Raw genomic sequence first — 24,059 nt, 5'->3', positions numbered from 1 at the left:
ATGTAAACGTACTTAAGTAGGTTATGTTATAAAAAAAGTTTGTGCAGATCACACTTCAGTGATTGTAACTAGACAAAAACAAAAACCGGTGGTTATTATGTCGCTTGAAGATCATAATGCTATGGAGGAAACTATACTTGTTAAAAAGTCCTAAAAATGCTGAAAGACTAAAACGAGCAATTAGCGATTTTGAAGAAAATAAAAATTTTAGGATTGGGATTTGATTGTAAATTAAAATAAAAGTATGAACTACTAATGCAAAATATTGATTTAATATCTGAAGAGGAAGCACAAAAATTACTAGAAGAACTCGCTGATAAAATAGCAGCGTATAACCATGCTTATTATATAGAAGATAATCCTTTAGTTTCTGATAGTGAGTATGATCAGCTATTTAATACCAATCTCAAGTTAGAACAAAAATTTCCTCATTTAATTTTAGAAAATAGTCCTAGCAAAAAAGTAGGGGCTAAAATAGCAAATAAATTTGCTAAAGTTACTCATCAAGTGCCTATGCTATCTCTCAGTAATGCTTTTGATGAGCAAGATGTGAGAGATTTTATAGACCGTATAAAAAATTTCTTACGCCTTAATGAGTTTGCTCCTATCTTTTGTGAACCTAAAATAGACGGTTTGTCTTTTTCTGCTGTTTATAAAAACGGGGTGCTTACAACGGGAGCTACAAGAGGTGACGGATATGTCGGTGAAGATATAACAGCAAATATTAAAACAATCAAAAATTTTCCTCATAAAATAGATAATGTTCCGGAGTTTTTAGAAGTACGAGGGGAAATTTATATTGAAAAACAAGATTTTTTAAATCTAAATAAAGAACAAGAAGAGCAGGGCAAGGATCAATTTGCCAATCCTCGTAATGCTGCTGCCGGATCACTTCGTCAGCTTGATGCTTCTATTACGGCTAAAAGACCGCTCAAATATTTTGTATATTCAGGAGGGGTAACTGAACAGAATCTCGCTTCTTCACAAGATCAATTACTTACAAAATTAAAAGAATGCGGCTTTAACATTAATGAAATATCTAAACTTGTGAGTTCTGAGGAAGAAATTTTCGCCTTTTACGAATATCTCAAAACAAATAGAGAAAATTTACCTTATGAAATTGATGGAGTAGTATATAAGCTAAATGATTTTGCACTGCAAAATAGAATGGGCTTTATTGCACGAAGTCCACGCTTTGCTACCGCTCATAAATTTCCTGCAATAATAGGACAAACAAAGTTACTTTCTATTACTGTACAGGTTGGTAGAACTGGTACGTTAACGCCGGTAGCCGAACTTGAACCCATCGAAATAGGCGGGGTAACTGTTAGCAGAGCAACATTACATAATTTTCAAGAAATTGCACGAAAAGATGTGCGGATTAAGGATTATGTATTCCTGCAACGTGCTGGTGACGTTATTCCTAAAATCATGGGAGTTGATTTTGATAAACGTCCTAATGATACAGCAATGTTTGATACTCCTTTATTTTGTATATCATGCAATTCTAAGTTGCATTATATGCCTGAAGATATTATTATACGCTGTGATAATGGCCTTAACTGCCCTGCTCAGAATTATGAGCGTATCCGTCATTTTGTATCGAAAAATGCTATGGATATTGAGGGGCTTGGGCGTAAGCAAGTTGAGTTTTTAATAGATAAGGGATTGATTAGTAATCCTTTAGATATTTTCTTTTTAAAAGAAAAAAATGACTCTAGCTTAGCAAAACTTGAAAATATGGATGGATGGGGTAAAAAATCAGTAGAAAATCTTTTTAAAAATATAGAAAAATCAAAAAACGTTAGTTTGCCAAGATTTATATATGCATTAGGCATAAGGCATATCGGTGAACAAAATGCTAAATTACTTGCTAGAGAATTTGGCAGCTATAATAATTTTATAGCTCAAATGGAATTGCTTAGAACAAATGAGCCTGATATTTATCAAAAACTAAACAATTTAGAAGGAATCGGTGATAAGATTTTAGTAGATATTATTGATTTTTTTGATGTTAAAGAAAATATTGAGCTTATCAAAAAACTTGGTGAAATATTAAATATTGAAGATTATAAAGAGACTAGAGAACAGAGTAGTTTAACGGACAAGATAGTCGTATTTACCGGTAGTTTACCGACGATATCTAGAGCGGAAGCTAAAGCAACGGCTGAGAAGCTTGGGGCTAAAGTTGCAGTTGGTGTATCATCGAACACGGATTTAGTTGTAGCCGGCGTTGATGCAGGCAGTAAACTTAAAAAAGCTAAAGAGCTTAATATTAAAATTATTGATGAAGAAGAATGGCTTACGCTTATAAAAAATGTTTAAAGCAAGGCATTGCTAACTAAATGATAGTAAATAAAAAACTCGATGTCATTCCCGCTTTCGCGGAAATGACATCGGAAAGCTAACTACACTATAAAACAACTTTTTCTAGGCAATGCTAAACTTTTTGACAAAGATAGAACAGTTATTACAAAACATATTAATAAAATTCTAAAAGAAAACTAGACAATATAGTATGTGCAAATTTTGCACATACTACCGCTGATGGTAAAACATACCAAGTAGAATACTATAATTTAGATATGATAATATCAGTAGGATATAGGGTAAATTCTAAGATAGGGATCGCTTTCAGAAAATGGGCTACTAACTTACTTAAAGAATATCTAATTAAAGGCTATAGTGTTAATCTACACTGCTTTTACGAAAGATTGCACAGTAAATTATACTATGATATAATATATAATTACTGCAGCAGAAGCAACAGAATTCTTAAAAAAGAAATATGGTTTATAAAGTATATGCTCTATGTCATTCCCGCTTTCGCGGGAATGACATAGAGCCATGCGCACGAGTTGGTCATAGAAGTGAAATTTATGATTAATTTAAAATGAACTATCGTCATATTTATCATGCAGGCAATTTTGCCGATATAGTCAAACATTTAGTCCTAATTAGTATTTTAGAACAGCTCAAGAAAAAAGAAAAACCTTTTGCGGTTTTAGATGCTTTTGCTGGGCTAGGTCTTTACGATTTAAACTCGGAGGCGGCTTCTAAAACTCTAGAAAGCGATACGGGAATTAATAAATTACTGCAAGCTACCGATCCTATTCCTCAGCTCTTACAAACTTTTTTAAATATAATAAATATAGCAGGCAAAAGTCACTACCCAGGTTCACCTTTTATAATTAAACAATTATTAAGACCAAATGATCGCTTAACTGCCTGCGAACTTCATCCAAGCGATTATTTAAGTTTAAAAAAATTATTACCAAATGATACGCATAATATAGATGCTTATAATGCTATCAAAGCTTTGCTACCATTTAAAGAGAATAGAGGATTAATTTTTCTTGATCCGCCTTTTGAAGTAAAAAATGAGTTTCAAAAATTACTTGAAGCACTTAAAAAAAATTAAGCTACGAGTTCTTAATAATACTGTCTTCATTTGGTATCCTATAAAAGATTTATCTTTAGTCCGTGATTTTTACCACAATTACAAAAATATCGGATTTAAAGAAACTATGATTATTGAATATGAGCTTTTAAATAGTGATAAAAATATGGTAAAGTGTGGGTTAATGTTAATTAACCCTCCAAATATTAGAGGAGAATTAGAGAGATTAACAGAATATTTAAGTGGCACTCTTAATTTGAAATTTACATACATTTATCTTTAATGTCCTTTAAAAAATATATCTTTTTACTGTTTATAGTTTTTATTGTTCAAGGTTGTAGCAGTATTAAAGAATCTAGTGATACTACGTTACTTTCTACTACTTCATCTCAATTAAAGCAAAAATATAAAATCAGCCATGCGGATTTAGTAGTACAGTATGATTTAACAAACAAAAATAGCAAATGTATATATGCAAAAAACTTAGGTCTAATAATTAATAACCCTAAACAAAATAAGATTTTTTTACACAAATTCCATAATAAAAACCCGGCAGAATTTAATAAAGCAGCCGAAATAAAAATAGCTGATATAAAGGCAGTTGTAACAAAACTAAATTCAAAATATAAGTTTCTCTCTAAACCGGAAGCTAGCTATTTTGCAAAAAAACAAACTCATAGGAATAATATCTCGGAATTAACCAAGCTTGATAAAATAATTAGTACAATACCGCTTATGATGCCGGAATATGAGCCGAAAATTACTAGCCATTACGGAACTAGGACAAGTCCTCATAAAAAGAAAAGAAAAAAGAAATGTTTCCATAGCGGTATTGATTTACAAGCTAAAAAAGCAGCACCGATATATGCAGCAGCAAGCGGAATTGTTATAAAAGCCGCTAGAGCACCTAATTACGGGAATTTTGTTGAGATTAAACATGGACACAAATTTGTTACGAAATATGCTCATTTAAAAGAAATGTCAGTCAAGGAAGGAAATAAAATTAAGCGTGGTCAATTTATCGGTATACAAGGAAGCACTGGTAATGCAACGGGTGAACATTTGCATTTTGAAATTCTGTTAGATAATAAAGCAATCAATCCGTTTGACTTTATTTTTAACTACTGTAAATGTTAAACTATGATCAAATTTTTATATCCTGAATTTTGGCAGAAGCGAAATATTATAGCTTATTTGTTTTTGCCTATAAGCTTGATATATCAATTTTTAGGCTATTTACGAGCTAGTTTAGCACGTCCTATTATGTTGCCTGCTAAAGTTATTTGTGTTGGTAATTGTAGCGTAGGAGGTACGGGTAAGACGCAGATAGTAATGTATCTAGCCAAATTACTAAAAGCTAGAAATGTAAGTTTTGTAATAGTAACTAAGGCTTATGGTAGTAACCTTAAAAGTGCAACTACCATACATCAAGGACATACAGCATTAGAGGCAGGAGATGAGGGGGTAATACTTGCAAAGTACGGAGCAGTTATTGCTGCTAAAAATATTAAAGAGATTGTGCCGTTAATTAACGAACTTAAACCTGATATAATAATAGTTGATGATTTCCTACAAAATCCTTATTTTCATAAAGACTTTACTATAGTCTCAGTAGATAGCCAAAGGCTTTTCGGCAACGGTTTTCTAATTCCTGCCGGTCCTTTAAGACAATATCCAAATAAAGCCCTTGATGCAGCTGATTTAATTTTTTTAGTCAGTAGTCACCAAGATAAAATACCGAATATTTTAACTCCTTATGTCAATAAGTTAATAAATGCTCAAATAGTTCCTTCAAATAATATAGATAAAACTAAAAATTATTTTGCTTTTAGCGGTATCGGTAATCCTGAGCGTTTCTTTGCGACTTTAAAAAATTACGGATTAAATATAACCGGTTACAAAATTTTTCCTGATCATTATAATTATTTACAAGCAGATTTAGAAAATTTATATTCATTAGCTAAAGAGCATAATGCTACCTTAGTTACTACAAGAAAAGATCATGTTAAGTTTAATGATTTAAATAATAATATTGTCTGTCTAGATGTAGAATTATCTATAAATAATCCTGATTTATTAAATGAAAAAATTTTTAAAAAAGCTCAGATATTTAATTGAGTATTTTATCGTTGTTATATTCCTGAAAGTAATAGGAATATTCGGTGTAGATAAAGCGGCGGATATTTGTAGTTTTATAGCAAGAAAAGTCGGTATATTATGTGCTGTTAATAAAATTGCTAGACGAAATATTAAAGTAGTATTCGGCGATATGTGTGATGTTGAAAAAATCATAGATCAAACTTGGGATAATTTCGGTAGGTTTATCGGTGAATTTACATATGTTGGCAAGATGGATGAAGCCGAGTTAGAGCGTAGAATCGAAATAATCGGCATAGCAAATATTAAAAAACTTGAAGGACAACCTTTTTTATTATTTAGCGGTCACTTTGCCAATTGGGATATTAGTCTTAGGATTCTTCATAAATTTTATCCGAAAGTTGCCGTAATTTATCGTAAAGCAAATAACCCGTATGTTAACAAGTTGGTTAATGAAAGTCGTGCCGGTGATAAATTAAAACTTATACCGAAAGGTCCTGAAGGTAGCAGAGCTTTAGTCAGGGCTATCAAGGAGAGTAAAGCTATTGTTATGCTTGTTGATCAAAAAATGAACGATGGAATTGAAGTGCCTTTTTTAGGGCATCCTGCTATGACTGCAAGCGCCATCGCTAAAATTGCTTTGCAGTATAAATATCCAATTATACCTTGCCAAATCATTAGAACTAAAGGCAGTTATTTTAAAGTAATAGTTCACCCGCAATTAAAGTTTGAGCAAACCGGCGATAATAAAGCCGATTGCTATAATATTATGCTTAATATTAATCAAATGCTAGGAGAATGGGTTAAGCAAAATCCTTCTCAATGGTTTTGGTTTCACAATAGATGGAAGAAATGAAACGTCATTGCGAGCAGCCGTAGGCTGCGTGGCAATCTCGTCAAATATCCTGAGATTGCTTCGTCAATTGCTATGCAATTTCTTCGCAATGATAAAAAAATGAGCCACGGTATGACATTTTAAGAAAGCATAGTCTGTAATTTCTCAAGTACTTCTTGAGCGTGATTTTTAGCATTTACCGACCGCCAAATATGCTTGACTATGCCTTCCTTATCAAGTAAAAACGTAGCTCTATCAATACCCATATATTTTTTACCGAACATTGATTTTTCTATCCATACCCCTAATTGTTCGCATAAATTTGAATTTGCATCAGAGGCTAAATCAAATTCTAAACTATATTTTTCTTTAAATTTATCATGAGAGTCAAGCTTATCTTTGGATACTCCGATAATTACCGTATTAAGTTTATCGAATTCCGGTTTTAGCTTGTTAAAATCTTGTGCTTCAATAGTACATCCAGGTGTATCGTCTTTCGGATAAAAGTATAATATTACGAATTTTCCTTTTAAATCCGATAGTTTAATTACGTTATCTTGACCTATGTGTAAAGATAAATCAGGCACTTTTTTTCCTAGTTCTAATGTCATAACACCCTCAAATTTATTTGATACAATAACTATATATTCAATATGTACTTTTTAAAATTGCTTTTTATAATTATATTATTTATGATACCGGTATATATAATACTTAAGTTTAATTTTTATTAACTATTTCAATAAAGAGGTTTTATGAGAACTATAAGTGAAGCACTTGAAGAATTACATAAAAATCTTAAGGACTCTGCTAAAATTATTACTGTCGATTTTAATAAAAAATGTCATGAAGTAGCGGATAAATTATCCGTCAAAATTAATGATTTAGAGGAACATGCTAAGGATAGTAAAGACCATTCTTTAGAAACTATAAAAGAGCAATATAAAAATTTAACGAAAGAGTTACAGGATTATCAGAAAATTAAAGATGATAAAGTGGAAGAATATAGACAAACTCTTGTGAAAAAACTTGATGATTTAAGTAAGAAAGTTGAACAATATAATAATAAACATAAATAATTAGAGAATATAATGAAAAAAATTTTAATAACATTAGGTGCTACCGCTACTTTATTATTAACACCTAGTATTTTTGCAGATTTGCCTACCAAGGATGACACAAAAGCAAATGAAGTGCAAACTGAAGAAGTAGCTACAAGCAGTACAAAAACAATTACCGAAAACTTACAGGAATTAAAAGACAATTTAACAAACCTAGCACAAACGGGAGTTGATAAATTTAATCAGACCTTAAGCAATACTTATGATCAGATAGCCCAAAGCGTTGCAGAGATAAAAAAGAATGTAAAAGATCAGAAAGATAAAAAAGGTGAAGAACTGCAAAAATCTATAGATGCTGTAAAAGCAAAAATGGAAGATTATAAAAAAGCAGGCAGCAAGAAGCAAGAAAAAATACGTCAGCACCTAGTGGATAAATTAGAAGAGCTAAATAAAAATATTAACGAATATAGTAACGATAAAGAAAAAGCAAATTCGTAATTTTTTAACGTCATTGCGAGGAGATGCGTAATATCGACGCGGCAATCTCATAAAGTAGGATAAACTCCTGAGATTGCTTCGTCGAAACTTATAGTTTCTCCTCGCAATGACTGCGGACAATATACCCTTAAAAATCGGTATTATTTATGACTATTACCAAAGAAAAAATTGCAGCTATGTTAAGCTCTAAATTGGGTTTTCCAAATAATTTATGCGAGGAAATAGTTCATACGGTTTTTTCTAATATTTTAGAAATAGCAAAAGAGCAAAAATTAACTTTAAAGAATTTTGGTAGCTTTGAGATTAAACAAAAAAATCCACGTCCTGGAATAAATTTTCATACCAAAGCACCGGTAATTATAGAATCAAAAAAGAATTTACGTTTTGTCCCTTCTTCTAAATTAAAAGCTTTAATTAATGAATCTACTCGATGAACTTCGTTATAATTTGTTGGCTTGTTGCATGGCTCGTTTTATGTCATTCCCGCGAAAGCGGGAATCCAGTAAAACCTATAAAAACTTGTTTTTTTAGGTTTATTTTGTCAATAATTTGTATCAATATTAAGGTTATTTTTTGGGACTCCCGCCTACGCGGGAATGACATAAAACGAGCCATGCAACAAAATCTGTATTCGGAGTATATGACAAACAATAAGCTAACAAAAAAATATTATTCTGCTAGTGAAGTGATTAAGCATTTAAATATTGCTTTACATCAATTAAGATATCTAGAGACAAAAAGCCCTGATTTATCTAATTATAAAATAAATAATAGAAAATATTATACTGCTAATGATATTGATCTACTCCAAAAATCTTTAAATAAAGATATTACATCTCTTTCTACCGCTAGAATCGATATATTACTTACCAACTTTCATAATTTGTCTCTTCAAATAAAAAAAATTCTTGCCGATTCCTCGATGACGTGCGTATAGTACTTGTCATATCACATTTTAAAGAAAAGAGCATATTATGGCAATAAGACAAATGGTAAAGCCAGTAATTATAGGTATATCTGGTCCTGAATTAACCGATGCCGAAAAAGAATTATTTGAAGAGCATAATCCTTTAGGTGTAATTTTATTCCGTCGTAATATTAGAAAGAATGATAACGGTGCGCAGGATAAAGAAGCCCTTATTAAGCTTATTGCAGATATAAAAGAAGTATTAGGGGAAAATACTATCATCTCTATAGATCAAGAAGGCGGTAGGGTAAAAAGGCTCATAGCACCGACTTTTTATGACGCTCCGGCTGCTCAAACTTTTACTGATCCCCAAGCATGTAAACAAAATTATAGTGATATTGCGAAAGAGCTGAGAACAGTAGGCATTAATCTAGATTTTGCACCGGTAGCGGATTTGATCCACGAAGGAGCAGACAAGATAGTCGGCGATAGAAGTTTCGGCGGGGATCCAGAAGTAGTCGTGCCTTTATGTTTAGCTGCTATAGACGGATTACAAGAAGAGAAAGTCGGGGCTTGTATAAAACATATTCCGGGCCATGGTAGAGCTACGGTGGATAGCCATAAAAAATTACCGATTGTCGATGCTGATATAGAAGAGTTAGCAAAAACAGACTTTAAAGTATTTAAGAAGCTAGCGAAGCACGATAATATTAAACTTGCTATGACGGCACATATAATTTACAAAGCTCTTGATCCTGAAAATCCTGCTACCCTATCAAAAAAAGTGATAGACTATATTAAAAATAATATCGACTTTAAAGGGCTTATTATTTCCGATGCAATAGATATGAAAGCTTTAAGCGGTAGCATGGCAGATATAACCAAAGAAGTTTTAGATGCAGGCGTAGATATAGTGCTTGAATGTACCGGAGAATTTAACAAAATGTCTGAAGTTCTAGGTAGTGTTTCGGAAAGTTCTATAGATAAATTTTCTGACTTGTTTATTGCTTAATGCTATTATTCATTTAATGTCATACCGCGGCTCGACCACGGTATCTTAGGACACAGTCTGTGATGCAAGATCCCGTGGTCATAAGCCACGGGATGACAACGGAACTGCACAACGGCAGGTATTTAGCCGTAAAATGGCTATTAAGGAACTTATCCAATTAATCTAAGTTAAAATTAATTAAACAATTATATTGAAAAAAATTTATTTTTACTATTAATCTGTTTTTTAATTTTTAGTTAAAGAATTAATTTTATAAATTACTTGAATAGTGTTATGAACAGTCTTGTGGATTTAAGTTCTAAAAGCTATAGGGTAATATTTACTAAGAATAGAGATATAGAGAATTTTAGGTAGCAGGAGGGGATTTGATTTGTGATATTATTAATCTGCTTAAAGAAGATTTAAATAAAGCAGACATAGAAAATGAGATATATATGCGTCTTAAAGAACCTTATTCTGTTTTAAAAAAGATGAAAAGGAAAGAAGTACCGATTGATGCATTGAAAGACTTAATTGCATGTAGGATTATAGTTAAATCTAAAGCTCTATGCTATAATGCTTTGGACGTAGTTAAGAGTTCTCCGCATTTAGATTGGTTATACACCAAAGATTATATCAATAGACCAAAAAGCAACGGCTATCAGTCTCTTCATAATATAATGCAGCTTTTACACTCTAAACGTAATTTTGAAATACAGATAAGAAGTGAAGATATGCATAAAGATGCCGAGCTTGGTAGAGCAGCTCATTTAAATTATAAAGAAGAACAAGATCGTCATTTGAAAAAAGTTTTTGACGTTACTAATGACATGATACTTTCTAAAGCATGTCAAATGGTGAAACAATTTGAAGGATTAGAAGAGCAAATTGTAGAATATGAAAAAGAAATTATGCATATTTGGCATACTAAATACGACGAAATGCTAAAATGGACAAATACTGCTGCAGTGCTAATATTTAACGAAGAGTAGGGGGATAATTAGTTTGTCATCCTGTGACTTGACCACGGGATCCAGTTCTTGGTGTCATACTGCGAGCTTGTAGCGGTATCCATATAAAAAAATCAAAAATATATACTTATTAAGTTATTTTTTTTTGGATCCCGCGGTCAAGCCACGGGATGACACTGATAAGGCATAACGCCAATGTGGTAAAAATATAACATTTATTAAAACTTTATAAAAAAACTATAGTGATGCTTGTAATTATATACAATATATAGTATGCTCAGCCCGTAGTTTAGAAACTATTGAAACAAAATATTAGGTTATTTCCTTATCAAATGTGGGATATCTTGACTCACGCTTGATAAGTTTGTTTTAATACTAGGTACTAAATTTTAACTTAAATATAGGACAAAAATTATGGCTCAAAAACCAAATTTTCTAAAAAAATTAATTTCCGCAGGGTTGGTAACTGCTTCTACAGCTACCATAGTAGCCAGTTTTGCAGGTTCAGCTATGGGTGCTGCTATACAGCAGAATAGAACAACAAACGGAGTTGCTACAACTGTTGATGGTGCGGGATTTGACCAAACTGCCGCCGTTCCTCCTGTAAATGTTGCGGTTGCTCTAAATGCAGTTATTACTGCTAATGCTAATAATGGTATTAATTTAAATACTCCAGCCGGTAGTTTTAACGGTTTGTTTTTAGATACTGCAAACAATTTAGCAGTGACAGTGAGTGCAGATACTACCTTAGGGTTCATCACTAATGTTGCTAATAAAGGTAACTTCTTTGACCTTATGCTTGATGCCGGTAAAACTCTTACTATAACAGGTCAAGGTATTACTAATGCACAAGCTGCTGTTACAAAAAATGCTCAAAATGTTGTTGCACAATTTAATGGTGGTGCTGCTATTGCCAATAATGATCTTAGCGGTGTAGGAAGAATAGACTTCGGTGCTGCGGCTTCTACATTAGAATTTAATTTAGCAAATCCTACAACTCAAAAAGCGCCTCTTATACTTGGAAATAATGCTGTAATAGCTAATGGTGCTAACAGTACATTAAATGTTACTAATGGATTTATTCAAGTTTCAGATAAAAGTTTTGCTACTGTTAAGGCAATTAATATCGGTGACGATCAAGGTTTCATGTTCAATACTGATGCTACTAATGTTAATGCTTTAAATTTACAAGCAGGTGGTGCTACTATTAATTTTAATGGAACAGACGGTACGGGTAGATTAGTATTATTAAGTAAGCATGGTGCTGCTACCGACTTTAACGTTACAGGAAGTTTAGGCGGTAATCTAAAAGGTATTATCGAATTTAACACTGTTGCAGTAGTTGGTCAACTTATAGCTAATGCAGGCCCTGCTAATGCAGTAATAGGTACTAATAATGGCGCAGGTAGAGCTGCAGGATTTATTGTTAGCGTAGATAATGGTAATGCAGCAACAATCGCTGGACAAGTTTATGCTAAAGACATGGTTATACAAAGTGCTAATGCAGGCGGACAAGTAAATTTTGGACACATAGTTGACGTTGGTACAGACGGTACTACTGCCTTTAAAACAGAAGCTTCTCAAGTTGCAATAACCCAAAACTCAAACTTTGGTACTACTGATTTCGGTAATCTTGCAGCACAGATTACAGTTCCTGATACTATGACCCTTACCGGTAATTTTACAGGTGATGCTAGAAATCCCGGTAACACTGCAGGTGTGATAACTTTTGCTGCTAACGGTACTTTAGCAAGTGCTAGTACAGATGCAAATGTTGCGGTGACAAATAATATTACAGCAATTGAAGCATCAGGTGTCGGAGTTGTCCAATTATCAGGAACACATACTGCCGAGTTACGTTTAGGAAATGCCGGTTCTGTCTTTAAACTTGCTGACGGTACAGTTATAAACGGTAAAGTTAACCAAACTGCTGTTGTCGTCGGTGCTCTTGCAGCCGGTACTATTACCTTAGACGGTAGTGCTACAATTACCGGCGATATAGGTAACGGTGGCGGTGCTGCTGCGTTACAAGGCATTACTTTAGCTAACGATGCTACAAAAACATTAACACTTGGTGGAGCAAATATTATCGGTGCTAATGTTGGTGGAACGATTAATTTCCAGGCTAACGGTGGTACTATTAAATTAATAAGCACTCAAAATAATATTTTAGTTGATTTTGATTTAGCTATAGCTACTGATCAAACAGGCGTTGTTGATGCGAGTAGCCTAACAAATGCTCAAACTTTAACTATTAGCGGTACTATTGGAGCTAATAATAAAACTCTTGGACAATTTAATGTTGGCTCAAGTAAAACAGCTTTAAATGGCGGTAATGTTGCTATTAACGAGTTAGTTATTGGAAATAACGGTTCAGTACAATTCGCTCATAATGCTTATTTAATAACAAGAACTACAAATGCTGCCGGTCAAGGTAAAATAATATTTAATCCTGTTGTAAATGATAATACAACTCTTGCAGCCGGTACAAATTTAGGTAGTGCTGCAAATCCACTTGCAGAAATTAATTTTGGATCTAAAGGGGTTCATGCTGATACTATATTAAATGTTGGTGAAGGTGTAAACTTATATGCTACTAATATTACTACTACCGATGCTAACGTAGGTTCTTTCGTCTTTGATGCCGGTGGAATAAATATAGTAAGCGGTACAGTCGGTGGACAACAAGGTAATAAGTTTAATACTGTAGAATTAGGTCACGGTACTACTGTTAAGTTCTTAGGTAATGCAACATTTAACGGTGGAACTACAATTAAAGCTAATTCTACCTTACAACTCGGTGGTAACTATACTGCAGACTTTGTTGCATCTGCCGATGGTACCGGTATAGTAGAATTCGTTAACACCGGTCCTGTTACCGTAACATTAAACAAACAAGCTGTACCTGTTAATAATTTAAGACAAATAACGGTTTCTGGTCCCGGTAACGTAGTGATAAATGAGATAGGTAATGCAGGTTATCATGGTGCTATGACTGATACGATTGCTTTTGAAAATGCAAGTTTAGGTACAGCTTTATTCTTACCTAACGGCATTTCATTCAATGATGCAGACAACGCAATTCCTTTAACAATTAGAAGTACCGTAGGTAATAAAACAGCTACAGGTTTTGATGTTCCTAGCGTGATTGTTTTAGGTGTTGATAGTGTCATCGCTAACGGTCAAGTAATCGGTGATCAAAATAATATCGTAGGTCTAGGTCTTGGAAGCGATAACGGCATAATCGTTAATGCTACTACATTATATGCAGGTATTGGTACTATAAACAATAATCAAGGTACTGTCACACTTAGCGGTGGTATTCCTAATACCCCTGGTACAGTTTATGGTTTAGGCACAGGTATTGGCGCTTCACAGTTAAAGCAAGTAACGTTTACTACAGACTATAACAACTTAGGTAATATTATTGCAACTAACGCAACAATTAATGACGGTGTAACTGTTACTACAGGCGGTATAGCCGGAACAGATTTTGACGGTAAAATTACTCTTGGAAGTGTTAACGGTAATGCTAATGTAAGATTTGCTGATGGTATATTTTCTAATTCTACAAGTATGATTGTTACTACTAAAGCTAATAACGGTACTGTAACTTATTTAGGTAATGCATTCGTCGGTAATATAGGTGATTCAGGTACTCCTGTAGCTTCTGTTAGATTTACAGGTAGTGATAATGGTGCAGGATTACAAGGAAATATTTATTCACAAGTCATAGACTTTGGTACTTATGACTTAGGTATTTTAAATTCTAATGTAGTTTTAGGCGGCGGTACTACTGCTATTAACGGTGAAATCGATCTTCTTACAAATACTTTAACATTTGCAAGTGGTACTTCAACATGGGGAAACAATACTTCTATTGAAACTACTTTAACAGTAGCAAACGGTAATATAGGTCACATCGTTATCGCGGAAGGTGCTCAAGTTAATGCAACAACCACAGGCACTACAACCATTAACGTACAAGATAATGCCAATGCAAATTTCAGTGATACACAAACTTATACTTTAATCCAAGGTGGTGCTAGATTTAACGGTACTTTAGGAGGTCCTAACTTTGCTGTAACCGGAAGTAATCGTTTCGTAAATTATGGTTTAATACGTGCTGCTAACCGAGATTATGTAATAACACGTACTAACAATGCAGAAAACGTAGTTACTAATGATATCGTAAATAGTCCGTTTGGAGGTGCACCGGGTGTAGGTCAGAACGTTACAACATTTGTAAATGCAACTAATACTGCAGCATATAATAATCTTCTTTTAGCTAAAAATAGTGCTGATTCTGCTAACTTTGTCGGAGCTATCGTTACCGATACAAGTGCGGCCGTAACTAATGCACAATTAGATGTAGCTAAAGATATCCAAGCTCAACTTGGTAACAGATTAGGTGCTCTTAGATATTTAGGTACTCCTGAAACTGCTGAAATGGCTGGAGCTGAAGCTGGAGCAATACCGGCTGCGGTTGCTGCAGGTGACGAGGCTGTTGATAATGTAGCTTACGGTATATGGGCAAAACCTTTCTATACTGATGCACATCAAAGTAAGAAAGGTGGTTTAGCTGGTTATAAAGCTAAAACCACCGGTGTCGTAATTGGTTTAGATACGCTAGCTAACGATAACTTAATGATCGGTGCTGCTATCGGTATCACTAAAACTGATATAAAACACCAAGATTATAAGAAAGGTGATAAAACCGACGTTAACGGTTTCTCATTCTCTCTATATGGTGCCCAGCAGCTTGTTGAGAACTTCTTTGCTCAAGGTAGTGCAATATTTAGCTTAAACCAAGTGAAGAACAAAAGTCAGCGTTACTTCTTCGATGCTAACGGTAATATGAGCAAGCAAATTGCTGTCGGTAATTACAATAACATGACATTCGGTGGTAACTTAACAGTCGGTTATGATTACAATGCAATGCAAGGTGTGTTAGTAACTCCAATGGCAGGACTTAGCTACTTAAAGTCTTCTGACGAAAACTACAAAGAAACCGGTACAACAGTTGCAAACAAGCAAGTTAACAGCAAGTTTAGCGATAGAACCGATTTAATAGTAGGTGCTAAAGTAGCCGGCGGTACTATGAACATAACTGATCTTGCGGTATATCCGGAAGTGCACGCTTTTGTGGTTCACAAAGTAAACGGTAGATTATCTAAAACTCAGTCTGTATTAGACGGACAAGTTACTCCGTGTATCAGCCAGTCTGATAGAACCGCTAAAACATCTTATAATTTAGGTTTAAGTGTAAGCATAAGATCTGATGCTAAGATGGAGTACGGAATCGGTTACGATGCTCAGATTGCAAGTAAATATACTGCACATCAAGGTACTCTAAAAGTCCGTGTAAACTTCTAATTGCTCCCGATTAGCAAGTTTATAAGTTCCTCAAGAAAAAAGCTCTCTTTGAAAAAAGGGAGCTTTGTTTGTTCTTTCTTCCCGCCTACATGCCTTGTTGCATGGCTCAAAAAACCTACTATATGTCATCCCCGCGTAGGCAGGGATCCAGAAAAAAGCGAGATAAATCGAGCTTTTAATTTTACAAACTTATTGTGTATAATCTTTAAATTACTGAAGTCCCGCTTTCGCGGGAATGACATAAACGAGCCATACAACAACCCCCCGCCTATGTGAGAATGACATCACCTACTTTTCCACCCCGTGCAATACCTTCACTAACCTCAAGTTTTATTGACTTTGAGTCGAAAAGATATAAATTTTTACAGCTAAGAATTTAAAACTAATAAATATTATGAAAAAATATATATTAGTGATTATTATGCTTCTAATAAGCGGAAGTATATTTGCTCAAAGTCAAATATCCAATGTAGTTGTACCGGTTAGCTATTTTATAAATCATGTATCCCAATTGGAAAAACTAAAAGAAAATCTTAATAAATATAAGCAATCTAGTGTAGTTGTAGTAGGGGTAAGCGGTATGGGTTAAAACGCAGCTTGCTAGAATGTACGCTTATGAAAATAAAGATAACTATAACATAATTTGGTTAATTGATTGTAATCTAAATATAGAGCAGCAATTACTCAAATTATCTAAAGCTATTAATACCGAGGTAAAATCACCGGTGATTTCAGAAGATATGGCAGTGATGAAGAAAGATTTAATGGTTTATCTAGCAAGTAAAGATAAATGGTTATTGGTGTTTGATAATTTAAAAATAGGCGAGAATAAAAAAATAGAGGATTTTATTAATTGGGAGTATAACGGTAATATTATATTTTGTTCCCAAGACGATGAATTATTATCTAACATAATCAAAGCAAACGCTTTCACTAAGCCGGAAGCTGCATTACTTGCAAAAAATATATTGGAAAATAAAAATCCGGAATTAATAAATTTTTTGACTCAAGAATTTGGAGGTTATCCGATTCTCGTAGTTCAAGGAGCACAAATATTAAATCAAATACAAGGTTTAAACTTAGAGAAATACAAGAAAAAGATAAAAGCCTCTAAGGATAAAATTGAGCTAAATATAAAACTTGTTAGCAATGAATTAAAGCCTAGTGCCAAGAGATTACTAGATTGGATAGCATTGCTTAATAATCAAAGTTTTTCAAAAGAATTATTAAATTCTATTACTGAAGATAAGCATAGTCTAGACGATTATATTTATTAGCTTTCTAAATTTGCTTTGATCTCTAATATTGAACCTAATGAAGTTAATCTGATATTTGAAATGTATGATGTTATAGATGAAAAAATATTACAAATAAATGGAGATAAAGGAAATAAAGAATATATTGAACATAGTGTTACTAATCTTTTAAATTCTATACCTAAAAGTTTAGTAAAGGGGCGTATTTTTAGACATGCTAAAACTATACCGGATTAATTACAAGAAATGCAGCAAAATACGATATATAAAATTTTAGAGTTATAAATTTATTAATACAATATGCTAATTCTTCCGATTTATATAACTCAAAAAAATTAGTAAATTGGTTTGATAAAAACGATCAAAAAGGTAAATTTAAATTATGGACAATGAATAATGAAGAAAAATTTGCTTATACTGCATATTTAGGACGCATAGGGTGGTATTATAGAACTTGGTCAGATCCTAAAAAAGCAATTGAATATAATACGAAAGCTAAGCAGGTATTTGATGAAGTGAAAGGATATGATTCCATAAAATGTAATGTAGTTTTCGGTGCGGCTATATCCAATATTCAGCTAGGAAATCTGGAAGAAGCAGAAAAAAATATCCAAATGATTGAAGATATGTTCAATCAAAATCTAGTAGATCAAACTGACATAGCAACTATATATTATGCAAAAGCTAAATTATTTAATATCCAAGGTAAAAATTATGAAGCATTAAGAAGAATTGACGATACTATAAATGCTTGTATTGAAAACGGGATGAAACCTAAAGATTTATTTCTTACCGGTTCATATCTCATTAAATTAGATGTATTAAATAATCTTAAGAAACATCAGGAAGCTCTTTCTTTATTAGAACAAGTATATGATATGAATAAGTCGAGTAAAAAAGAGGAAAATCAAGTATTTGGACGAATTTTTACCCAAAAATCAAGAGCAAAACTAGGTTTAGGTGATGTTACCGAAGCTCTAGAATAAAAAAGCTAAAGCAATTTTTCTTAATGATCCAACTAGACCTAACAAAGAGATTATTATATCACCGGATATAGATTTGGCAAAAACGTTTGTTGCTGAAGGGAATGCACTAGTGTTACTTAATCAAAATGAAGAGGCGGTAGATACTTATGCTACTGCTGAAAATATATATTGAAATAACTATAAAGAAAATATGAAAAATGTGTATGAAATAAGTAATATGTATTTTGCAGCCGCTAAAGCTAGTTGTACTTTACCTAAGAAATTTTGGTATGAAAAATTCCGTAATAATCAGATAGAACAATTCGGAGCTGATCATCCGAATAGTATAAAAATTTTAAACCTTAAATGTGATGGTTCAAATTAGCTAGAATTTTTTCTGATTAGTGCAATAAAAAAACCGGACGTGGTAAGAATAATTCCAAGCCAAATAAAGCTCATCGTTGGCTTGTAATATATTTTAGCATGGATTATATCGCCGTCTATATTACTTAAAACTGCGTAAAGATCATATGATAAGTAAGAGTATATATCACTTTCTTGCGATAAACTCTTTTCAACTATATAAAGCCTATTTTCCGGCTTTAATATAGTTATATTACGACTATTATCCTCAAGCCAAAATTCAGCGATTTGTCTATAATAATTTTTACCTTGAGCAAACTTAATATTTTGCAATGTTACTTTAAATTCGTTAAATGTTTTACTTGTTCCTACTCTGCCGGTAAAATCCATTTCATTTTGTAATAATGTATTCATAGTAATACTAAAACTAATTAGTGCAAAACCAAAATGCCCAAGGATCATGCTAGCGTTACTTGCTTTAAGTCTATTTCTACAATAATTAGTTTTAACCAAAAGATAATGAATATTATGAAGCATAAGAAATATAGATGCGATTATAGTTAAAATAGATATAACACTAAATGTTACTTTTAATGATATTAAATAAGTAATTATTAGAGATAATATTAGAATTATAATATGTTTTTTAATAGAGCTTCTGGTAGTAAATAATCCTATGGTACCAAGAATAGGGATAACGAATATAATAAAATTATTAACAAAAAATGTTTCACTAATAATAATAGGTTTATCGTCGAATAAAGAGTAAATTGGCGGATAAAGTGTGGCAGCTATTAGCACAATAAGGCTAAGAAGGAGGAATATATTACCGAGGAGTATGGAGTTTCCACAATTCGTCATTGCGAAGCCACGAAAGTGGCTGTGGTAATCTCGGTTAGTTTCCTGAGATTGCTTCGTCAATGCTAATGTATTTCCTCGCAATGACGTGGTAGTATACAACCCAATACTACCAATCCCCATAATCAAAAATATCCCAAGCAAGTATATTCCTCTCTCAGGTGAGAATGCAAAAGAGTGAATTGAGGTAATAAAACCGGAACGTACTAAAAAAGTACTAAATATTACCAATAAAAAAGTAATGATGGATAAAATTATCGTCCAGTTTTGCATACGTCCGGTTTTTGTTGTTACAATTATAGAATGATGGAGCATAATTCCGGATAACCAAGGAAATAGTGAAATATTTTCTACCGGATCAAAAAACCAAAATCCGCCCCAGCCGAGTTCTCTATATGCCCACCAAGAACCAAGGCTAATTCCTATGGTAGTAAATAAGATACCGATATTGGAAAATGTTTTGAGAAGTTTTATGTCATTAATGGATTCCCACTTTCGCGGGCATGACATAAGTGGGTATGAGAATGACATAGAGGCACAAACAATAGTAAACGGTACTACATAGCTAACATAGCCTAAATAAAGCAGAGGAGGATGGATGCTCAAAGCAATATCTTGTAGCATTGGGTTTAAGCCTAACCCTTCTTTAGGAACGAAAGAAAACACGTTAAAAGAATTGGAGGTAAAGTAAATAAAGCTGCTAAAAAATAATTGTATGGCTGATAGAATAATAATAGATAAAAATTTAAGACGGTTATCTTCAAGTAAAAATATATAACAGCAACTAACGATTTGTAATAAACAAAACCATAATAACATTGAGCCTTCGTGGCTCGACCAACTACCGGCTATTTTATATATTAAAGGTTTTAAAGTACTGGAATTTAAGAAAACATTTTGTAGTGAAAAGTCAGAGATAATAAAAGCATAGACTAGGGTAAAAAAGGCAAGTATAGCACATGAGGCAGCTATGTAGAAGGGGAAAGTAATGAGGTAGTTGTTATTCCCGCGAAAGCGGGAATCCAGTCTATAAAATAGAGATTTTTTATGGATTCTCGCTTTCGCAGGAATGATATAAAAGACAAAAGACAAACCGATAACCGACAAGCACATCGTTGTTAGCAGTAAAAAATTACCGATTTCACTCACTGCTTATTGTTTCCTCGGTAGTAGGTAATACGGTAATTTTTACGCTATCAATCTTATTGGCAATTTTCTTTAAAATAATTACCTTTAAATTAAATATTTCAATTACTTCCCCTTGATTTGGAATTCTAGCAATTTTATGGATTATTAATCCTGCTATAGTGTTTGCATCTTCATCCGATAAATTCCAATCAAGTTCTCGATTAATATCTCTAATAGTCGTAGTTCCTTTTATAATGAACTCGGTATTAGACTTCTTGATAATTTCATTATTAAGTCTATCATGTTCATCAGTAATGGGTCCTACGATTTCTTCTATAACATCTTCAAGAGTAATAATACCTAGTAGAGTACCATACTCATCTACAACACAAGCAAAATGATTATTACGTTCTCTAAATGCATGTAGCTGATCTACTACAAGTGCATTCTCAGGGATAAACCAAGGTGGGGTTAGAAGTTTATTAATATCAACTTTTTTTGCATCATTATTATTTTCGTATAATGCTTTAAGCAAATCTTTTAGATTGAGAATCCCTATTATATTATCTCTATTATCTTGCCACAAAGGTATACGTGTATGAGCACCCGATAATAAAGTTTTAATTATCACTTCATGAGGTAGGTCGATATTAAGGGCTATAATACTACTTCTGTGAATCATAATTTCCGATACCGTCATATTACGTATATCTAATATCCCGCCGAGCATATTACGATCAGATTTATAAACTCCGCCTTCTTGATGGTAATGCTCAATCACGCCTCTTACTTCTTCCGTTCCTGATATTTGAGGATTTAAATTAATACGAAATATGAAGCAAAATATTTTTGTAATGTAATCAAGAGCAATATTAATAGGTTTGAAAAGCTTTAAAAATATTACGATAGTTGAAGCCATTTTTAATGCTAGTTGTTCAGGTTTAGCAACGGCTATTGCTTTCGGTACTACTTCGGCAAAAACAATAATTATAAAAGCCATAACGCCGGAAGCAACAATGGGTCCATTATCTCCAAGAAAGCTAATAAAGAGAGTAGTAGCAATAGTGGTACAAACAGTATTGATGAAACTATTACCTATTAATAAAGTTCCTATGACCTTTTCTTTTTTCTTAAGAACCTCTAAAACTGTTTTAGCACGCTTATTACCGGCGATTTTAAGTTTATGAATCTTCCCTGGGGAAGAAGCAGTAATAGCAGTTTCGGTAGCGGCAAATAAAGCAGATAAGGCGATCATTATTATAATAACGATCACAAGTATGGTAGTCATTCTTTGTTAAAATATAAATTAACTATAAATAATTATATTAGTAATTATAGATTTTGCCTAATGTTTTTTTTGTTATCAACGACTCCTTTCAGTATCTTTTGTTTTTCGGCTGTTAATAAGATTTTGAAATTTGTTATTTGTAGATGATGTCTTGCGTGATTCGTGTCCAATCGCTATTGCTTGTTGCTGTATTAATAATGTATTAGCTTGAGCTTTTCTTAAATTTATACCTTGTTCTTTAGATTCTTCAGTAGTTAGAATTTTTTGCCCTTTAGAGAGTTTTATCGCACTATCGCATACGAAAACTCCGCAATCATATACATTTTCTTGTTGCCTGGTATTTAGGTCTGTTATTTTTGCATCGGGATAAATTTCGGTAATATATTCTGTTACTTTTGGTCGAGATTCCAATGGCTCACCATAGGGATCATTATACATAAAGTTTATATTACCTTTATCATCTTTACTAGCTATTAAGAGTAACCAATGTTTATGTCCTGTATTTAGTGGTATAATTGCAGGCTTATTATCTAGTATTAAATCTTCTACTGTAACACGAAGAGTATCTTTTAGTATTTCTGGCTCTTCTAAAGAGGCATGATGAAATATAGAGAACATATTCTTATCTATATTTGCTTCCAATATATTTTTTATATCATCTTCAGTGTATAAATAAGTAGGTTGTTTTATATTTCCTGTATTATAAACACCAACTTGATCTTCAGTATTTATAACCGGTGATGATTTTTTTTCAGGTATCTGCTGTTTTGGCTCTATTACTGGTTTGGCTAATTGTTGTTCTGCTTTTAGAGATTCCTTATACATTTCCTGTGGAATTCCTAATTTTTCCCATGGTTTTTGATGATTAGCGGGAACTTGCTGTTGCGGTGGATTTATAGAAGATGCAACAGTGGTTAGTGGTTCTTCTGTTATTGTCGGCTTTGCTTCCGTAGTTGGAGTTGTTGATTCGTGAGTTTTAGGTTCTTCTTTTTTGCCGAATATTGCTTCTTTAAAATTAGTTATTATATCTTTAAAATAGTTAAAAATTCTTTTAAAAAAACCTTGCGGTTGTGGTTGGTTTGCTTTTGGAGGTTCATAGGATGTTGTTTGTTCTACTTGTATATCCTTAGGTCTATCATTCATAACTTTCTTTGTATTAAAATTAAAGTCAATAGGATTTACCTCAGTTTTACCTAAATCTTTTTGAAATTGCCTAGATATTTGTGATACATATTTTTTTAAGTTTTCAGCAGCATTATTTGAATCTTTTAAGATTTCATTAATTTCGAGTTTCAATCCGTAAATTTGATCTTCAGAGGTAATACCGAATTTAGCAGTGATAAGATTTGTTGCTTCGTCTGCAGAAAGAGGCCAAGTTTCTATAATCACTCTACCGCCTTGATTTTTAGCGTTTTTTATTATTTTATCTAGCTTTTCTTTATCAGGTATTGTACCGGAAAGTAATTGATCAATTTTACGATCATATACAAGATTGTTAAAAACAGATGTTACTAAACTTATATCCGTAATTGTAGTGGTTTTATCTTTTGGTACTATACCATCGGCTATAGATAAATTTTGATCTGCTTCATTTGTAAAAAAAACATGATCAACTTTTTTCATAATTTGCTTCCAATAAGCTTCTAGTTCAGAATTTTGGGGTAATGAATTATATTGATCAAAAGTAATAGTAGTTTTTATATTTAAATTTTGTAAATTAATTAAATCTTGTACCTTAAAAATAGGTTGTATATTATTGTTATTAAGTTGAATATTAAAAATCGGTGTTTTGCCCTTTTTGCGGGATTCTTGTAAGATCTCCGAAAAAATACGTTCTTTATCGGGTATATGTGATGCTTTATTAACTTCTAGCCGGATAATAGGCAGTTTATTTTGAGCTTCCTGCTTGTTTATTGTCTCTAATATCCGATCTTCATCTCCAAGTAAAAGAGTAAATATAATAGGCTCAGCCATTACTAACCTTTATTAAAAGAATATTAGGTTCTGTGAAAATTTCTAATTGATTTGCTATTTTAAGATATTTTTTAGCAAAAATTAATAAGGT

General features: G+C 32.7%; 22 protein-coding genes and 1 pseudogene. 19 read left to right on the top strand and 4 right to left on the bottom strand.

What is annotated here, in order from left to right; translation table 11 throughout:
* The first annotated feature begins 58 nt into the window (after positions 1 to 58).
* From RGRA_RS13865 to RGRA_RS0106950, 7 genes and pseudogenes are all read left to right on the top strand, one after another.
* Positions 59 to 154 (top strand): type II toxin-antitoxin system Phd/YefM family antitoxin, encoded by a 96-nt coding sequence (locus tag RGRA_RS13865; RefSeq protein ID WP_017442569.1) that lies wholly within the window; start codon positions 59 to 61, stop codon positions 152 to 154.
* A gap of 101 nt (positions 155 to 255) precedes the next feature.
* Complete coding sequence (gene ligA, locus RGRA_RS0106970; protein WP_017442568.1) at positions 256 to 2,325, top strand: NAD-dependent DNA ligase LigA; 2,070 nt, start codon at positions 256 to 258, stop codon at positions 2,323 to 2,325.
* Positions 2,326 to 2,513: 188 nt separating this feature from the next.
* Positions 2,514 to 2,843 carry a RhuM family protein gene (rhuM, locus tag RGRA_RS11085; RefSeq protein WP_084520614.1) on the top strand — a complete coding sequence of 110 codons (330 nt, stop codon included), beginning with the start codon at positions 2,514 to 2,516 and terminating at the stop codon, positions 2,841 to 2,843.
* Positions 2,844 to 2,893: 50 nt separating this feature from the next.
* Positions 2,894 to 3,683: pseudogene (locus RGRA_RS09420) on the top strand (23S rRNA (adenine(2030)-N(6))-methyltransferase RlmJ).
* Positions 3,683 to 4,537, top strand: coding sequence for a M23 family metallopeptidase (locus RGRA_RS0106960; RefSeq protein WP_017442567.1), 855 nt, complete (start codon positions 3,683 to 3,685; stop codon positions 4,535 to 4,537). The pseudogene RGRA_RS09420 and the gene RGRA_RS0106960 overlap by 1 nt, the downstream one beginning before the upstream one ends.
* A gap of 3 nt (positions 4,538 to 4,540) precedes the next feature.
* Positions 4,541 to 5,518 carry a tetraacyldisaccharide 4'-kinase gene (gene lpxK / locus RGRA_RS0106955; protein ID WP_017442566.1) on the top strand — a complete coding sequence of 326 codons (978 nt, stop codon included), beginning with the start codon at positions 4,541 to 4,543 and terminating at the stop codon, positions 5,516 to 5,518.
* On the top strand, positions 5,481 to 6,353 hold the full coding sequence (locus RGRA_RS0106950; RefSeq protein ID WP_017442565.1) for a lipid A biosynthesis lauroyl acyltransferase: 873 nt from the start codon (positions 5,481 to 5,483) through the stop codon (positions 6,351 to 6,353). The genes lpxK and RGRA_RS0106950 overlap by 38 nt, the downstream gene beginning before the upstream one ends.
* 119 nt (positions 6,354 to 6,472) lie before the next feature.
* On the opposite strand, the gene bcp is transcribed toward RGRA_RS0106950, so the two are convergent.
* A complete protein-coding gene (gene bcp / locus RGRA_RS0106945; protein ID WP_017442564.1) occupies positions 6,473 to 6,943 on the bottom strand; it encodes a thioredoxin-dependent thiol peroxidase in 471 nt (156 codons plus the stop codon).
* 144 nt (positions 6,944 to 7,087) lie between these two features.
* Between bcp and RGRA_RS0106940 the strand changes: the two genes are divergently transcribed.
* From RGRA_RS0106940 to RGRA_RS12405, 12 genes are all read left to right on the top strand, one after another.
* Positions 7,088 to 7,411, top strand: coding sequence for a hypothetical protein (locus RGRA_RS0106940; protein WP_017442563.1), 324 nt, complete (start codon positions 7,088 to 7,090; stop codon positions 7,409 to 7,411).
* Between the two features lie 12 nt (positions 7,412 to 7,423).
* Positions 7,424 to 7,891, top strand: a complete 468-nt coding sequence (locus RGRA_RS0106935; RefSeq protein WP_017442562.1) for a hypothetical protein — start codon at positions 7,424 to 7,426, stop codon at positions 7,889 to 7,891.
* A gap of 146 nt (positions 7,892 to 8,037) precedes the next feature.
* Entirely contained in the window at positions 8,038 to 8,325 is a 288-nt protein-coding gene (locus tag RGRA_RS0106930) for an HU family DNA-binding protein (RefSeq protein ID WP_017442561.1), read from the top strand.
* 206 nt (positions 8,326 to 8,531) lie between these two features.
* Entirely contained in the window at positions 8,532 to 8,828 is a 297-nt protein-coding gene (locus RGRA_RS0106925; protein WP_014364966.1) for a MerR family transcriptional regulator, read from the top strand.
* Between the two features lie 37 nt (positions 8,829 to 8,865).
* Positions 8,866 to 9,810 (top strand): beta-N-acetylhexosaminidase, encoded by a 945-nt coding sequence (gene nagZ, locus RGRA_RS0106920; RefSeq protein ID WP_017442560.1) that lies wholly within the window; start codon positions 8,866 to 8,868, stop codon positions 9,808 to 9,810.
* Between the two features lie 365 nt (positions 9,811 to 10,175).
* Positions 10,176 to 10,781, top strand: coding sequence for a guanosine polyphosphate pyrophosphohydrolase (locus tag RGRA_RS0106915; protein WP_017442559.1), 606 nt, complete (start codon positions 10,176 to 10,178; stop codon positions 10,779 to 10,781).
* A 393-nt stretch (positions 10,782 to 11,174) separates the two neighbouring features.
* Positions 11,175 to 16,136 carry an outer membrane protein OmpB gene (ompB, locus tag RGRA_RS0106910; protein WP_017442558.1) on the top strand — a complete coding sequence of 1,654 codons (4,962 nt, stop codon included), beginning with the start codon at positions 11,175 to 11,177 and terminating at the stop codon, positions 16,134 to 16,136.
* Between the two features lie 394 nt (positions 16,137 to 16,530).
* The gene (locus tag RGRA_RS0106900) at positions 16,531 to 16,725 is read left to right on the top strand and encodes a hypothetical protein (protein WP_017442557.1); all 195 of its coding nucleotides are present in this window, start codon (positions 16,531 to 16,533) and stop codon (positions 16,723 to 16,725) included.
* Positions 16,726 to 16,741: 16 nt separating this feature from the next.
* Entirely contained in the window at positions 16,742 to 17,413 is a 672-nt protein-coding gene (locus RGRA_RS0106895; protein ID WP_017442556.1) for a hypothetical protein, read from the top strand.
* A 15-nt stretch (positions 17,414 to 17,428) separates the two neighbouring features.
* Positions 17,429 to 17,629 (top strand): hypothetical protein, encoded by a 201-nt coding sequence (locus RGRA_RS09415; protein ID WP_017442555.1) that lies wholly within the window; start codon positions 17,429 to 17,431, stop codon positions 17,627 to 17,629.
* 152 nt (positions 17,630 to 17,781) lie between these two features.
* Complete coding sequence (locus tag RGRA_RS13860; RefSeq protein WP_017442554.1) at positions 17,782 to 18,378, top strand: tetratricopeptide repeat protein; 597 nt, start codon at positions 17,782 to 17,784, stop codon at positions 18,376 to 18,378.
* Positions 18,379 to 18,568: 190 nt separating this feature from the next.
* Entirely contained in the window at positions 18,569 to 18,742 is a 174-nt protein-coding gene (locus tag RGRA_RS12405) for a hypothetical protein (protein ID WP_016728323.1), read from the top strand.
* Here RGRA_RS12405 and RGRA_RS0106865 read toward each other — a convergent pair.
* From RGRA_RS0106865 to RGRA_RS0106855, 3 genes are all read right to left on the bottom strand, one after another.
* Positions 18,739 to 20,727 carry a heme lyase CcmF/NrfE family subunit gene (locus RGRA_RS0106865; RefSeq protein WP_084520613.1) on the bottom strand — a complete coding sequence of 663 codons (1,989 nt, stop codon included), beginning with the start codon at positions 20,725 to 20,727 and terminating at the stop codon, positions 18,739 to 18,741. The genes RGRA_RS12405 and RGRA_RS0106865 overlap by 4 nt on opposite strands.
* Entirely contained in the window at positions 20,720 to 21,994 is a 1,275-nt protein-coding gene (locus RGRA_RS0106860) for an HlyC/CorC family transporter (RefSeq protein WP_017442551.1), read from the bottom strand. Before RGRA_RS0106860 ends, RGRA_RS0106865 begins: the two co-directional genes overlap by 8 nt.
* 75 nt (positions 21,995 to 22,069) lie before the next feature.
* Entirely contained in the window at positions 22,070 to 23,968 is a 1,899-nt protein-coding gene (locus RGRA_RS0106855) for a Ulp1 family isopeptidase (protein ID WP_017442550.1), read from the bottom strand.
* Between the last annotated feature and the right edge of the window lie 91 nt (positions 23,969 to 24,059).

This window comes from Rickettsia gravesii BWI-1 (assembly GCF_000485845.1).
GTDB lineage: Bacteria > Pseudomonadota > Alphaproteobacteria > Rickettsiales > Rickettsiaceae > Rickettsia > Rickettsia rickettsii.
The sequence above is the reverse complement of the archived record's forward strand: the minus strand, read 5'-3'. Positions and strand labels throughout refer to the sequence as shown.